The organism is Natronococcus sp. A-GB7, from assembly GCF_029688865.1.
Taxonomy (GTDB): domain Archaea; phylum Halobacteriota; class Halobacteria; order Halobacteriales; family Natrialbaceae; genus Natronococcus.
Genome location: NZ_JARUKV010000007.1, coordinates 68,226 through 80,865, shown reverse-complemented (window position 1 = coordinate 80,865; position 12,640 = coordinate 68,226). Strand labels below are relative to the sequence as shown.

17 protein-coding genes are annotated in these 12,640 nt (G+C 66.9%); 7 read left to right on the top strand and 10 right to left on the bottom strand.

From position 1 onward, the window contains the following. Positions 1-20: 20 nt before the first annotated feature. Positions 21-413 (bottom strand): zinc ribbon domain-containing protein, encoded by a 393-nt coding sequence (locus QA609_RS08165; RefSeq protein ID WP_278302101.1) that lies wholly within the window; start codon positions 411-413, stop codon positions 21-23. Between the two features lie 92 nt (positions 414-505). Between QA609_RS08165 and QA609_RS08160 the strand changes: the two genes are divergently transcribed. The 3 genes from QA609_RS08160 (at position 506) to QA609_RS08150 (ending at position 2,857) form a co-directional block, all read left to right on the top strand. Continuing rightward, positions 506-946 carry a hypothetical protein gene (locus QA609_RS08160; RefSeq protein WP_278302100.1) on the top strand — a complete coding sequence of 147 codons (441 nt, stop codon included), beginning with the start codon at positions 506-508 and terminating at the stop codon, positions 944-946. A 49-nt stretch (positions 947-995) separates the two neighbouring features. Further along, complete coding sequence (locus QA609_RS08155) at positions 996-1,670, top strand: RNA ligase partner protein (protein WP_278302099.1); 675 nt, start codon at positions 996-998, stop codon at positions 1,668-1,670. A gap of 176 nt (positions 1,671-1,846) precedes the next feature. After that, positions 1,847-2,857, top strand: a complete 1,011-nt coding sequence (locus QA609_RS08150; protein ID WP_278302098.1) for a tripartite tricarboxylate transporter substrate-binding protein — start codon at positions 1,847-1,849, stop codon at positions 2,855-2,857. A gap of 42 nt (positions 2,858-2,899) precedes the next feature. Here QA609_RS08150 and QA609_RS08145 read toward each other — a convergent pair whose 3' ends face one another. The 3 genes from QA609_RS08145 to QA609_RS08135 all read right to left on the bottom strand — a co-directional run bounded on the left by QA609_RS08145 (position 2,900) and on the right by QA609_RS08135 (position 4,749). Continuing rightward, on the bottom strand, positions 2,900-4,183 hold the full coding sequence (locus tag QA609_RS08145) for an MFS transporter (RefSeq protein WP_278302097.1): 1,284 nt from the start codon (positions 4,181-4,183) through the stop codon (positions 2,900-2,902). 117 nt (positions 4,184-4,300) lie between these two features. Beyond that, on the bottom strand, positions 4,301-4,567 hold the full coding sequence (locus QA609_RS08140; RefSeq protein WP_278293490.1) for an elongation factor 1-beta: 267 nt from the start codon (positions 4,565-4,567) through the stop codon (positions 4,301-4,303). A gap of 2 nt (positions 4,568-4,569) precedes the next feature. Beyond that, positions 4,570-4,749: an HVO_2753 family zinc finger protein gene (locus QA609_RS08135; RefSeq protein ID WP_005560033.1), complete on the bottom strand. Its 180-nt coding sequence runs from the start codon at positions 4,747-4,749 to the stop codon at positions 4,570-4,572. A 151-nt stretch (positions 4,750-4,900) separates the two neighbouring features. Here QA609_RS08135 and nreA point away from each other — a divergent pair, with 151 nt between their 5' ends. Together nreA and QA609_RS08125 are read left to right on the top strand one after the other, a co-directional pair. After that, positions 4,901-6,259, top strand: a complete 1,359-nt coding sequence (nreA, locus tag QA609_RS08130; protein ID WP_278302096.1) for a DNA repair protein NreA — start codon at positions 4,901-4,903, stop codon at positions 6,257-6,259. Positions 6,260-6,313: 54 nt separating this feature from the next. Continuing rightward, positions 6,314-6,472: a hypothetical protein gene (locus QA609_RS08125; RefSeq protein WP_278302095.1), complete on the top strand. Its 159-nt coding sequence runs from the start codon at positions 6,314-6,316 to the stop codon at positions 6,470-6,472. A gap of 69 nt (positions 6,473-6,541) precedes the next feature. On the opposite strand, the gene QA609_RS08120 is transcribed toward QA609_RS08125, so the two are convergent. The 4 genes from QA609_RS08120 to QA609_RS08105 all read right to left on the bottom strand — a co-directional run bounded on the left by QA609_RS08120 (position 6,542) and on the right by QA609_RS08105 (position 9,245). Further along, entirely contained in the window at positions 6,542-7,624 is a 1,083-nt protein-coding gene (locus tag QA609_RS08120; protein ID WP_278302094.1) for an AI-2E family transporter, read from the bottom strand. A 106-nt stretch (positions 7,625-7,730) separates the two neighbouring features. Continuing rightward, positions 7,731-8,195: a DUF302 domain-containing protein gene (locus QA609_RS08115; RefSeq protein WP_278302093.1), complete on the bottom strand. Its 465-nt coding sequence runs from the start codon at positions 8,193-8,195 to the stop codon at positions 7,731-7,733. A 57-nt stretch (positions 8,196-8,252) separates the two neighbouring features. After that, positions 8,253-8,951: a CPBP family glutamic-type intramembrane protease gene (locus tag QA609_RS08110; protein ID WP_278302092.1), complete on the bottom strand. Its 699-nt coding sequence runs from the start codon at positions 8,949-8,951 to the stop codon at positions 8,253-8,255. 6 nt (positions 8,952-8,957) lie between these two features. After that, complete coding sequence (locus QA609_RS08105; RefSeq protein ID WP_278302091.1) at positions 8,958-9,245, bottom strand: DUF5789 family protein; 288 nt, start codon at positions 9,243-9,245, stop codon at positions 8,958-8,960. Positions 9,246-9,362: 117 nt separating this feature from the next. On the opposite strand from QA609_RS08105, the gene QA609_RS08100 reads away from it, so the two are divergent. Next, positions 9,363-10,232, top strand: a complete 870-nt coding sequence (locus tag QA609_RS08100; protein WP_278302090.1) for a hypothetical protein — start codon at positions 9,363-9,365, stop codon at positions 10,230-10,232. 3 nt (positions 10,233-10,235) lie between these two features. On the opposite strand, the gene QA609_RS08095 is transcribed toward QA609_RS08100, so the two are convergent. Both QA609_RS08095 and QA609_RS08090 read right to left on the bottom strand, forming a co-directional pair. Next, entirely contained in the window at positions 10,236-10,721 is a 486-nt protein-coding gene (locus tag QA609_RS08095; protein WP_278302089.1) for a metal-dependent hydrolase, read from the bottom strand. Between the two features lie 102 nt (positions 10,722-10,823). Next, entirely contained in the window at positions 10,824-11,342 is a 519-nt protein-coding gene (locus tag QA609_RS08090) for a CinA family protein (protein ID WP_278302088.1), read from the bottom strand. Positions 11,343-11,465: 123 nt separating this feature from the next. Between QA609_RS08090 and QA609_RS08085 the strand changes: the two genes are divergently transcribed. After that, complete coding sequence (locus QA609_RS08085; RefSeq protein WP_278302087.1) at positions 11,466-12,566, top strand: pyridoxal phosphate-dependent aminotransferase; 1,101 nt, start codon at positions 11,466-11,468, stop codon at positions 12,564-12,566. Positions 12,567-12,640: the final 74 nt, after the last annotated feature.

The window sequence follows — 12,640 nt, the reverse complement described above, 5'->3', positions numbered from 1 at the left end:
AGAACGGACGATCGGGCCGGCTACAGCTCTAGCCCGCAGTGGGTACACGCCGTTCGACCTGGATCGTTCGGGGCGCCGCAGTCGGCGCAGTTCACCGCCGCACTGGCGGCTTCGTTCCGCGTTTCGGCTTGAACCGGCGTGCCGCACTCGCCGCAGTACCGGACCGACTCCCCGGGCTCGGCTCCGTCGGCGTCGAACTCGAGGGCCGTCCCGCAGCGGGTGCAGTAGTTCGGCCAGTCGGGGTCGCCGTCGCTCCCGCCTCGGCGTCGTTCCCGAGACACCTGCACGACGCCGACGAGGAACAGGGTTCCGAAGGCGACCCAGCCGATCGGACCCAGCGCGACGAACGACCAGAACAGCACGTAGGCGAGCGCGAGAAGGCCGATCGCCTGGAGGGCGTTGTGAACGCTCATACCGTTTGTGTCGAGTTGCTTCGGATAAGCTTTCTTTCCGAAGGGGGTCTCGAAGCGGAATTCTCATCGGTGCGCGGCGACAACTCGCGGCCATGCGCATCGAACTCCGCGTCTGCCAGCACTGTCTCGAGGGCGACCACGGCAACGAGCGTCGCACCGAGGTTATCAACGATATGGTCGCTTGCGCGGAGCGAATCCGCGAGCACAAGGAGGTCATCGACCTCGAGGAGGTCGTCATCCGTCGGGTGACCGAGACCGATCCCGGCAAACCCGAGTCCCTGCCGGTCGTCTCGGCGACGATCCAGGACGATCAGATCGTGCTCAACGACCTCCAGCTCGTCACCGAGGGGCCGGACGGGAACATGCTCATGTACGTCGATCCTCAGGACATCATGACCGTCCTCGCGGGCAACGTCGACGAGATCAGCAAAGCCGTCCACGAGGACGTCACCGTCGACCTCTCCTCGACCAGCGCGGAGATGATCTCGGAGGCCGACCTCGGGGCCCGAGGCCCGAACACCGACGAGCACTGACCCACTCGCCGAGCCCAGTTATTTCCATCTTGGGGGCGTATCCCCGGCTATGTCCGTCGACGCGTTCAAGCAGCGGTTCGTCCTCGACACCTCGCTGTTTCTCACCGAGGAGATCCGTCGCGACGACGAGTCCCTCGAGGAGGCGGTGTTGCGACTGCTCGAGCTGATCGCGAACGCCCGCCTCAACCTCGGCATCTCCTGTTACGTTCCGCCGACGATCCACGACGAGCTGACGACGATGCTCGAGGCCCGCGGCGTAAGCGAGGAGGTCTACTCGAAGCTGAACACCTGGGTGATCCGCAAACACCCCGACCGCTACGCCGTCTCGATTCCCGCCAACGTCGTCTACAGCTTCGTCGACGAGATGAGCGGGCGGGTCGACCGCGGGCTCCGGGTCTCCGAGCGGGCGGTCCGTCGCGCCGAGGACAGCGCCGACGAACTCCTCGAGGACCACGAGCACAAGACCGAGGTCGACGCGGTGATCTCCGAACTGCGCGAGAAGTACCGCGACGCGATGCGCACCGGCGTGCTCGACTCCCGCGAGGACTTCGACCTGCTGATCCTCGCCCGCGAACTCGAGGCCGGCGTCGTCACCGAGGACCGGGGGATCATCGACTGGACGGAGGACTTCGGACTCCGATACATCCGCGGGCGTGAGTTCCCGGACCTGCTCGAGCAGTACCTCACCGCGGTCGATTCCGACTCGAAGCGAACGATCGACTGATCGGCGGCTTCACGCCCCGGCTGTGTCACACGAAACCGTGATATATCTACCCTTGGGCAGGACTATCAAACGTTCGTCCGCCTACAACTTCTCTCAATGGTCGTTCGTGTACGAAATAGCTGTAACTCTTGCAGGTGCGACCACCCTTATCACCGCTTCGGCGGCTACGGTCGGTCGTGAACCGACGACATCTTCTGAAAGGTATCGGTGCAACGTCTGCGATCTCGCTTACCGGTCTCGCGGGCTGTCTCGACGACGAGTCGGGCGACGGGGAGTTCCCCTCGGACTCGCTTACGTGGATGATCCCGTGGTCTGAGGGTGGCGGGACGGACACCTACGCGCGCCAGCTCGAGCCGCTGGTGAGCGAGGAGCTGGGCGAGCCGATCGAGATCGACAACAGGGCCGGCGCGGCGAGCCTGCTCGGCATCGAGTGGCTCCACGGCCAGGACGACGACGGCTACACGTTCGGGACGGCCAACACCCCGAGCTGGCAGTTCGCCTGGCGGATGGAGGACGTCGAGGCCTGGGAACCGACCGAGTTCGAACCGATCGCGTACTTCGGCGTTTTCGGCTATACGATCATCGTTAACGACGATCATGACGTCGACGACTACGCCGACCTACAGGACGCCTACGCCGACGGCGAGCTCGAGAACTTCGCCGTTCAGGGTGTCGGCCACGACAGCCACGTCGCGGCCTACCTGCTGCGGGACGACTACGACCTCGCGTGGGACAACGTCGTCCCCTACGACGGCGGGGGCGAGGTCAACGAGGCGGTCATCTCCGGCGAGGCGCCGGCCGGTATCGCGACGAACACCTCCGCGCTCACGGCCGAGGAGTCGGGCAACGTCTCGGCGGTCGTCAACCTGATGGACACCGAGCTCGACGCCTTCCCCGAGATCGACCAGATCACGGACTACGGCGACAGCATGGCCTATCTCACCGAGTTCCGTCAGACCCAGATCGCACCGCCTGGAACGCCGGAGGACGTCCGGGAGGAACTCGAGGCCGCGACCGAGCACGCCGCGACCCACGAGGACGCCGAGGAGTGGGCCGAGGAGACGGGGAACATCCTCGAGTTCGGTGACATGGACGCGGCCGCCGAGGACATGGAGGGCGCACTCGAGGAACTCGAGGAGAACATCGACTTCGAGGAGTTCCAGCAGCAGATCGAGGACGACGAGTAGCGGGTCGAACCGCGTCGGCGAGTTTCCTCGCGTCGGCTTTTCTCACGCCGAGCGGGACCGTTCTCGTACCATGAGCCAGCACGCACAGCAGAAGCCGACGGCGACCGTCGCCGCGAGGATGCCGAAGGCGATCCGGTAGCCGAACTCGGTGTAGGCGACGGTGCCCTCGACGGTCTCGCCGGTCTGGTAGGCGTCGAGTGCTACGCCCATCGCCGTCGGCAGGATCGTGCCGCCGACGAACCCCGCGGTGTTGACGGTAGCGGTCGCGATCCCGCTCGCGCTCGGCGGGTAGCGTTCCTTGACGACCGACAGCGACAACATTGCGGCGCCGAAGAGGAAGCCACAGGCCAGATAGGAGACGGCGACGACCGCCAACGGCGGCTGACCGAAGACGGGGACGGCGGCGAGCGCGACCGCGAACAGCCCGATCCCGACGGTCATCGGCAGCAGCCGTCGTTCGATCCGATCGGAGAACCAGCCGATCGTCGTCGGGCCGAGCAACACGCCGACCGACGCGAGGAGGGTGAAGTAAGACGCCGTCGTCACGTCGAGTTCGTAGACGACGACGATGTAGGGGACGCCCCACAGCCCGACGAGGGTCAACATCGCTCCGTTACCGGCGAAGAAGACGACCGACAGCAGCCACTGGTCGAGATCCCGCGCGAGCGTCCGCAGGTGGGTACCCAGCTCCGCGAGCGTAATGTCGGGCTGTTCGGGGACGCCCTCGATCGGCTCGAGCCCCGCGGCGGACGGGGACTGACGCGCCAGGACGAAGACGGCGCCCGCGGCGACGATGCCGACGCCACCAAGCGAGAGGATCGTCGCGCGCCAGCCGAACTGACCGACGGTGACGGCCAGCGGCGTCGTCGCGAGGATCGCCCCGAGGCCGGCGATGCTACCGGTCAGCCCGGTCATCGTCGCGAACTCGTCCGGGCGATACCAGTTGGCACAGAACCGCAGGATCGAGACGAAGATAACGCCGCTCCCGAGCCCGATGAGCGCCCGCGAGGCGAACGCCGCGAGGTAGCTCCCGCTCAGGGCGAACCCGACCGCGCCCAGACTCAGGACGATCCCGCCGATCGAGCCGACGTAACGGGGGCCGAGCCGGTCGGCGAGGACGCCGGTGGGAATCTGGATGGCCGCGTAGATGAGGAAGAAGGAGGCGTGGAGCGTCCCTAGCTGGGCTGCGCTGGTCTCGAAATCGACCGTCAGCTCCTCGGAGATGACGGCCGTCGAGAGCCGATGAAGATTGACTAGCAGGAAGACGGTCGCCAGCGCGGCCCACGCGAGCCACCGCCGCTTCGTCGGGTCCGACAGCACGTTCACGCCGGAGACGTTTCTCGAGGGGTGAGGTAAGCGTTCGGAGACCCGTCGGTCTTGCCGATTCGAGAGCGCGGCCGCTCCCGGGTTTGCGGTCGGAAAACGACTATCGCTCGAGCCCGATTAGATGCGGCCGACGTTCTCGACGCCGACGCTCTCGACGCCGTCGACCTCCGAGAAGTTCTCCTCGACGGCTTCCGTGCCGCCCGAGCCGTCGGGGACGATGACGGTCGGGTAGAGGGCGATGAGGCCGAACGCGACGTCCTCGCGCTCGACGCCGTTGATTTTGGCGCCCTCAGGGAGGGCACTCTCGAGGCGCTCCTGGAGCGCGTCCAGGTCGATCTCGGGGCTGTCCGGCATGACCTTGATCTTGGCAGCGACTTTTCCCATTGTTATGGTCCGGTGAATCCGCAGTCGGGACACTCGTAGAGGTTGCTCTGCTTGCGACACTTGGCACAGCGGAAGACGCGCGTGCCGCAGTCGGGACACTTGAACGCGGCAGCGTTCGTGCCCGCGATGTTGATTCCACAGGAGACACAGGAGCGTCTGTCCTGCCCGTCCGTCGTACTCATACCCCTCCCTTTTTGCCCGTCGTTTTTAACCCTTGCGAGGTCGCTCTCGCCGGGCGAAACCCCGCTCGAGGCGACCGCCTCGCCTGCTACTGCCGAAGGAGGGGCACCTCGAACTCAACATTCAAATTCGTGTAGCTCGAACCATCGTCGAATGCGCCTCGACGACTACATCGAGAGCCTCGAGCCCGACGAGGAGGCCGAGCGACGGCGGCTCGCGAAGGAGAAGTCCTACGCGATCACCGACCACCTCGAGGAGTTCGAGCGCAACTTCGAGCGGGCGCTGTCGGGCGATACCCTCGTCGGCTCGACGGCGCCCTCGATCTTCGTCGGGCGCTCGAACTACCCCGACATCCCGATCGGCGTGCTCTCGCCGGTCGGCGACGAGGACGCCGCCGAGGAGTACGTCACCGACGGCGACTGGTACCGGCAGGGGTACGGGATCGACGACGTGCTCCAGCGCCGCACCGGGCTCCTGAACTCGAACAAGCGCGCGAACGTCGACTCCCCGAGCATCGCCAGTCGGCTGGCGCCGACCGTCCACGACAGCTGGGACGGGTTCGTCGGCGTGCAACGCGAGGTCGCCATCGCCGACCGCCCCGTCGACCTCGAGATCGGCCTCGACGATACGCCGGATCTCGGGCTCGAGCCGGGGACCGACGTCGCGACACCCCGCGGTCCCCGTGCGAACGCCCGGAACGCCGAGCTTCGGGAGAACCCCCACGTTCCGCGCCCGGTCAAGAAGACGCTCGAGGACGACGACTGGCAGGCCCAGGGCGCGATGACCTACCTCTACCGGCGCGGGTTCGACGTCTACGAGATCAACTCGATTCTCTCGGCGGGCGCCCTCGGCGAGCGCGACCAGCGCCGGCTCGTCCCGACCCGGTGGTCGATCACGGCCGTCGACGACACGGTCGGGCAGTTCCTGCGCGGTCGCATCCGGAACGAGCCGAGCATCGACGAGGTCCAGGTTCGGGTCAACGAGTACATGGGCAACCGCTACTGGATCGTCCTCGCCCCCGGAAACTGGGAGTTCGAGCTCGTCGAGATGAAGGCCCCGGGCAGCATCTGGAACCCCAACCCCGACGACGGGGTCTGGCTCCAGAGCGCCAGCGAGGGGTACGAGGGACGGACGAGCTACGTCGAGGAGACCGCGGGTGCCTACTACGCCGCTCGCCTGGGCGTCCTCGAGTTCCTCGAGTCGATCGGCCGACAGGCGAAGTGTCTGGTGCTCCGGGAGGTCAGCGACCACTACTGGGCGCCCGTCGGCGTCTGGCAGGTCCGAGAGAGCGTTCGAAACGCCTTCGACGGCGTTCCGGGCGAGGCCAGCGAGCTGTCCATCGAGGGCAGGGAGGGCCTCGCCGGGGAGTACGGCGAGGCCGAGACGTTCCACGACGCGGTCGCCGGCCTCGCGCCTCAGCTGCCGATCTCCGCGGCTCGACTCCGTCGGAAGTCCGAACTCGCCGCGGGGCTGCAGTCGAACCTGAGCGCCTTCTCGAGCACCGACGGCTGATTCGTGGGATTCCGAAACCCATTCCTCTAAGCGGACGCCGAACGTGGACGAACCATGTGGCTCGCGCTCCTCGGTCCCGACCTCGTCCCGATCCTGGCGGTGCTCGTCCTCCTCGTCGGGGTCCCAGCCTTCGTCGTCGTCGTTCTGGCGGTCGTCTCGGGGTACATTCGCCACGACGCGGAGCAGCGACTGTCCGAACTCGAGGAGGAGTAGTCCGCCCTGACCGACGGCCATTCGGAAAGCCAGGGGCCGCCCGTCTTCGCCGATTCGATCGACCGTGAGTCAGTCGTCGGCCGTACTGGGATCGGCACCGGGCACGTCCCGCGACGTCGACTCGAGGCGGACGTCGTCGGCCGTAAGCGCGGTCTCGTTGAAGACGTTCAGGCCGGCCTTGAACACGGCGAGCAACACGGGTCCGAGGAACAGGCCCATGATTCCGAGCAGGTAGATGCCGCCAATAACCCCGATAAGGACGACGGCGGGGTGGAGTCCGGTGCGACGGTCGACGAAGATCGCCCGCAGGTAGTTGTCGACGACCGAGAGCACGGCGAGTCCGTACAGCAGCAACGCAATCCCCGGAAGCGGGCCAGCCGTCATCAGGAGGTAGGCGACCGCGGGTCCCCAGACGAGCCAGACGCCGATCGCCGGGAGGAAGGAGACGACGACCATGACGATCGTCCAGAAGGCGACGTTGGGGACGCCGAGCAGGTAGAAGCCGAGCCCGCCGAGCAGTCCCTCGACGACGGCGACGAAGACGTGGCTCTTGATGACGGCCCAGGTGACGACGTCGACCTCCGCGAACAGCTCGTCGCGCACCTCGTCCTCGAGCGGGGCCACCGCCGCCAGCCAGCCGACGAACGTCCGTCCGTCGGCGAGCAGGTAGTACAGCAGGAACACGAGCACCAGCAGTCCGAGCCCCAGCCGAACGCTCGCGTCGAGCAGTCCGACCAGCTCCCCCAGTGCGAGGTCGACGGCGCTGTCGAACAGTCCGTTCACCTCGGCCAGCAACTGTGCGCGGATCGTCGCGACCAGTTCGGGATCGATCCCGAGCCCGATCGCCCACTCGCTTGCCGTCTCGACGGCTGCAGCCTCGTCGAACCGATTTAGAAAGGAGAACACCGTCTGGACGGTGACGATCGAGAGATAGAGGATCGGAAGGACCGCGGCGACGATCGCGACGCCGGTGAGAACGAGCGCCGACGGTCGGGAACCGATCCGCCGCTCGAGCCGTTCGTGGGCGGGGTAGAGCACGAACGCGAGCAACGCAGCGGCCAGCACGTACTGCAACAGCGGCGCGAGGATGAGGGTCGTGACCGCCGCGAGGGCGAGAAGGAGGAGGGCGAAGAACGTGGTTCTGACGCCCATACTCTACGCATGTTATGAATGTATGTAAATCTTGACCTTTAGGAATACTAACGTAACGTCCGACGGCCGTCGTGCGGTCGTCGGACGCGTACGGTCTCGAGCCGGCTCAGTCCGTCGTCTCGGCGTCGACGGAGTCGAACTTCTCGAAGGCTTCCTCGGTGAGCTCGCCCGTGGTGTCGACGATGTCGGCCCACTCCTCGTTGTCGGGGGCGATGTCGAGCAGGCGCGCGATCCTCATGATCGAGAGGTGGTACACTCGCTGGCGGCCCGGTTCCTCCTCCCAGACGATCACGTTACAGGGGAAGAGCCCACCCATCCGCAGCGTCTGATCGAGCGCCCGGTCCGCGATCTCGGGGTTGCAGGCGCCGAGGACGTAGTAGGGATCCCGGTCGGCGTCGACTTTCTCGTTCAGCAGTTCGGAGGGGGAGAACTCGACGGGGATGCCGAAGCCGACCTCCTCGCAGACCTCGCGGACGTGTTCGATCGCTTCCTCGTGGTCCATCTCGAGGACGGCCTGTTTCTCGCCGACGTCGTCGGGATCGATCTCGGCCGGATCGATTGGGAGACTCATATCCGGACAGTCGGTCGGGAGCCACAAAAGCTCCACCGTCGCGGCTGCCGTCCGTCCTCAGATCGGGATCGGCAGCCACTCGAGGTACTGGAGAAAGCGCGTCGGGTCGAACAGCGGGTCGTGCAGCACCAGCCAGTCCAGCAGGACGAGCCCGGCACCGTGGGCGATCACCGACGGAAGGATCGAGTTGGACTTGTAGTCGACGGCGCCGAAGAGGATGTCCGTTGGCCCCGACAGCAGGAACTCGAGGGGTGGTTTCGACATGTGGTGGATCATGTAGACGACGGGGCTGATCAGGACGGCCTTGAACCCGATCTCTCGGACGCCGACGCAGAGCAGTCCCCGATAGTAGGTCTCGGCGGCCAGCGCGAGCGCGAACAGCTGGATCGCGTGGGGAACGAACTCGCCGGGCGCGGCCGAGGTCTCCCACATCGGGTAGAAGGCCCGGATCGTCGGGAGCGTCGATCCCACGAGATAGAACGGCAGGACGAAAAGCGAGAGCAAGACGGCGTTTCGGACGGCGGTTCGGTTGACGTTCCAGCCGATGTGGTTGCCGTGGGTGAGCCCGAGAACGAGCGGGCCGCCGATCAGCAGGATCGAATCGACGACGACGCGGCGCCCGAGCTCGCCGGGAACCAGCTGCATCCATAGTAGGGTGAGAACGGCCCCGGTCAGCAGCGACTTCTGGAACCAGCTGAGCCCGTCGAGCCGGTCCGGAAGCCAGTCGACGCCGCTTTGTTCGCCCTCGGCCGACACGGCTAGTTACTCGTCGGCGGTCGGGACCGGGCCGGTGCCGATGACCGCCCGAACGTGACGTTCGAACTCCTGGTGGCGCTGGAAGTAGGTCTCGTCGACCTCCTCGAGCACCGCCGAGAGCTCCCGCGGACCGTCGGGCGTCCGGATGACGCTGTCGCCCTCGAGGCGGTCGATCTCGCTTTTCTCCTTGGGCCAGAAGAGCCGCGAACTGATGCGGGCCAGCGGCGCTCCCTCGACGGGCGTTCGGTCGCCGAGTTCGACGGCGGGCTCGTCTTCTTCCTCGTCGTCGCTCATGACCGGGAGTTTTCGAGCCCGGCGATTCAACCTTTCGCTTCCGCGGGTGCCAACCACTCCACTATCTGACCTATGTCTGACGTTATTGTTTTGTAACTGAAGTTCAAATATACATTCATGACCAGTTTGACGGAAGTCTACCGGGGCGACGCGCGGGCGGGTCCGGGTCGCCGACGGCGGTACGCGGGGGCGGCGCTCGTCGCCGTCGGCGCAGTCCTCGCCGTCCTCGGGGTCGTCGTCGCGGCGACCGAACTTCTCAACGGGATCGTCGCCGCGCTCACCGACTGGGAGATGGCGATCCAGTACGCGACCGTCCGGATCGCGGGCGCCCTCGCCGGAGTCGGCGTTCCGGTCGCCCTCGTCGGCCTCTTTCTCGTCCTGCCGGCGAGTCGCCGCGTCCGAGCCACCGGCGCGGTCGGCGCCGGGCTCTGCCTGCTCGGCGTCGCGCTGTTCTGGCTCGCCTACCCCTACCACTGGCGCGGGGTCGGTGCCGACCTGACCCTCGAGGTCGCCGCGATATACCTCCTCGGGCTGTTCGCCGCGGTGTGGTGTCTGTTCGTCGGCGTGGTCAACTTCAAGACCCGCAACGATCCCGGCGGGACCCTCGAGCTGAACGTCACCCGCCACAATCGAACGATCGTGGAGCGACCCGACGACGAGGCGGGCGGACTCGGAGGACTCGGCGGGATCGGCGTTCTCGGCGCCGAACCCGACGGGGAGATCGAACCCCGGGCGGACGCTCGGCGGGACGGCGGTCCGGTCGAGACCGCTGCTCCCCCGGCTGACGGCGAGGGAACCGACGCCGAACTGATCGACAGCGGGGACGATCGACCCCGGTCGCCGACGGATCGCTACTGCGGGAACTGCAGCCAGTTCGCGTACGCCCGCGAGCGCGGATCGGACGAGCTGATTCCGTACTGCACCCACCACGAGGAGGCGATGACGGGGATGGACGCCTGCGAGGAGTGGACGCCGAACCGCCGCTAGTTCTTACAGCCAGATACCGAGCTCCGCGACGTCGAACCCGCGACGGGGAAGTTCGTAGAGCAGGAGGACGGCGACGGCGAGCTCGAGCCCCGTCACGAGCACCGTGACCAGGTCCGTCCGGCCGCTGCTGACCGGGACCCCGGTCGGCAGGTCGAACTCCCGGCTCGAGAGCGGGTAAAACAGCGCGATGCCGCGTCTGCTACCCGTGACGTCGAGGACGTAGTGGGTCAGGACGCCGATCCAGACGTAGTGGAGGTTGCCGAAGACGAACGGAAAGGCGACGAACAGCGCCAGCACGGGGAGGTTGTGCAGCGTCTTGCGGTGGCGGCCGAACGCGGTGTCGACGTCCGGAAACAGTGCACCCAGCGTCACCGGGACCGTGATCGCGACGACGGACTCGAGGGTCCCTAGATCCCCCGCGGGCTCGAGCAAAATTCCGAGCCCGACGCTCAACAGGACGGCGTTGAGCACGTGACCCCGCTTGTTCATGGGGGACGTCGCGGGGGGACCCTCGAATAGTTTTCTCTCGAGGACGGTCAGCGTCGGTGAGAATTCGTCGCGGTTCACCGCGTCCCGCTCGCCGCGCGATCGCTACCCCCGCACTTCCGCGACGGCGGCGAGCAGGTCCTCGAGCGCCCGGTCGACGGTCTTCGCTCGCACCGTCGCGCGGTCGCCGTCGAACACGTACCGGGAGACGGTCGCGAACGAGGACTGGGTCCCCCACGGGCCGGCGTAGGCGATCCCGATGTAGACCGTTCCGACCGGGTCGTCCTCGGTACCGCCGGTGGGCCCAGCGACGCCGGTCGTCGCGACGCCCCACGTTGCGTCGGTGACGTCGCGGATCCCCTGGGCCATCTCGCGGGCGACCGGCTCCGAGACGGCGCCGTGTTCGTCCAGGGCCTCGCGGCTGACTCCGAGGTGGCGCCGTTTAGCGTCGTAGGCGTAGGTCGTCAGCCCCGAGTCGAAGTAGTCGCTGGCCCCCGGAACTGCGGTGATCGCCGCGCCGATCAGCCCGCCCGTACAGGACTCAGCGACGGCGAGGCTGTCGCCGGCGTCCCGCATCCTGTCGGCGACGTCCATCGGGAGTTCGCGGTCGATGTCGTCGTTCATATCCGATCCGAGGCGCCGAGCGCGTTTCAAAGTCAGGATTGCGCCGCCGGGACATCCTCGCTCGAGAGTGGACCTCGAGCGCGCGACGAAAGAACGACGATGTGCGAGCACTCAGTGGGCCGCATGGAGTACGAGACGCCGCTGTTCTTTCGCGTGATGCAGTACGCCGACCGGGCCGACCGGGACGTCATCGACATGGTCAGCGGGAACCCCGACTGGGAGCCCCCGGAGGCGCTGCGCGAGGGACTGCACGAGTACGCCGACCTCGAGCCCGACCAGTTCCAGTACCCGCCCAGCGAGGGGCTGCGAGAGCTGCGCGAGGAGATCGCCGCCCGACGGAACGTCGACGCAGAGCAGGTCGTCGTCACCAACGGCGCCGGCGAGGCGAACTACCTCGCGATGGCCCGCGCGCTCGAGCGCGACCGCGGTGACGAGATCGTGCTGACCGATCCCGTCTACCCCTACTACCCCGGGAAGACGACGATGCTCGGCGGCCGTCAGCGGTTCGTGGCCGCCGACGATGCGGGGCAGCTCGATCCGGCCGACGTCCGCGAAGCGGCGAGCGAGGAGACCGCCGCGATCGTCGTCAACTCGCCGAACAACCCGACGGGGGCGGTCTATCCCGAGGAGACGATTCGGGAACTCGTCGCCATCGCCGAGGAGAACGACGCCCTCCTCGTCAGCGACGAGGTGTACGACCACTTCGACCTCTCGGGCAGGTTCTCCAGCGCGCTCGGGGTCGACTCCGACCACCGGATCGTCACCAACGCCTTCTCGAAGTCGATGGCGATCACTGGATTCCGCGTGGGGTACGCGATCTTTCCCCCGGAGCTCGTCGAGAACGCCAAGAGCCGCCACATGCTGGTCAACGTCGCCGGCAGCCGCCCCTCGCAGTACGCGGTTCTGCGGGCGCTCCGGGAGACCGAGCCGGAGTACTACGAGCGAAGTCGGGAGCTGCTAGCCGAGCGCGTCGAGACGTTCACCGACGCGCTCGAGGCCGCGGGCGCCGACTACACCACGCCCCAGGGCTCGTTCTACGTGATGGCCCGCTTCGAGGGGTATCCGGGAACCCTCGAGAACGTCGAGCGGCTGATCGACGAGGCCGGCGTCGCGGGGATGCCCGGCGAGGCGTTCGGTGACTCGCGATCGGAGTGGCTCCGCTTCGCCCTCGTCACGCCCCGCGTCTCGGAAGCTGCGGAACGGCTCGCGGCGTACTTCGAATAGCGACCTGTTCTATCTAACTTACCTATTACAAAATAGTCAAGATAGTCGCCTCTCGTAGCCGCCGCTCGAGGGTT

Excerpts from the sequence above, each read along its gene's own strand:
- QA609_RS08165 (WP_278302101.1), bottom strand. The coding sequence starts at position 413 with ATGAGCGTTCACAACGCCCTCCAGGCGATCGGCCTTCTCGCGCTCGCC.
- QA609_RS08160 (WP_278302100.1), top strand. The coding sequence starts at position 506 with ATGCGCATCGAACTCCGCGTCTGCCAGCACTGTCTCGAGGGCGACCAC.
- QA609_RS08155 (WP_278302099.1), top strand. The coding sequence starts at position 996 with ATGTCCGTCGACGCGTTCAAGCAGCGGTTCGTCCTCGACACCTCGCTG.
- QA609_RS08140 (WP_278293490.1), bottom strand. The coding sequence starts at position 4,567 with ATGGGAAAAGTCGCTGCCAAGATCAAGGTCATGCCGGACAGCCCCGAG.
- QA609_RS08135 (WP_005560033.1), bottom strand. The coding sequence starts at position 4,749 with ATGAGTACGACGGACGGGCAGGACAGACGCTCCTGTGTCTCCTGTGGA.
- nreA (WP_278302096.1), top strand. The coding sequence starts at position 4,901 with ATGCGCCTCGACGACTACATCGAGAGCCTCGAGCCCGACGAGGAGGCC.
- QA609_RS08125 (WP_278302095.1), top strand. The coding sequence starts at position 6,314 with ATGTGGCTCGCGCTCCTCGGTCCCGACCTCGTCCCGATCCTGGCGGTG.
- QA609_RS08120 (WP_278302094.1), bottom strand. The coding sequence starts at position 7,624 with ATGGGCGTCAGAACCACGTTCTTCGCCCTCCTCCTTCTCGCCCTCGCG.
- QA609_RS08115 (WP_278302093.1), bottom strand. The coding sequence starts at position 8,195 with ATGAGTCTCCCAATCGATCCGGCCGAGATCGATCCCGACGACGTCGGC.
- QA609_RS08105 (WP_278302091.1), bottom strand. The coding sequence starts at position 9,245 with ATGAGCGACGACGAGGAAGAAGACGAGCCCGCCGTCGAACTCGGCGAC.
- QA609_RS08100 (WP_278302090.1), top strand. The coding sequence starts at position 9,363 with ATGACCAGTTTGACGGAAGTCTACCGGGGCGACGCGCGGGCGGGTCCG.
- QA609_RS08095 (WP_278302089.1), bottom strand. The coding sequence starts at position 10,721 with ATGAACAAGCGGGGTCACGTGCTCAACGCCGTCCTGTTGAGCGTCGGG.
- QA609_RS08090 (WP_278302088.1), bottom strand. The coding sequence starts at position 11,342 with ATGAACGACGACATCGACCGCGAACTCCCGATGGACGTCGCCGACAGG.
- QA609_RS08085 (WP_278302087.1), top strand. The coding sequence starts at position 11,466 with ATGGAGTACGAGACGCCGCTGTTCTTTCGCGTGATGCAGTACGCCGAC.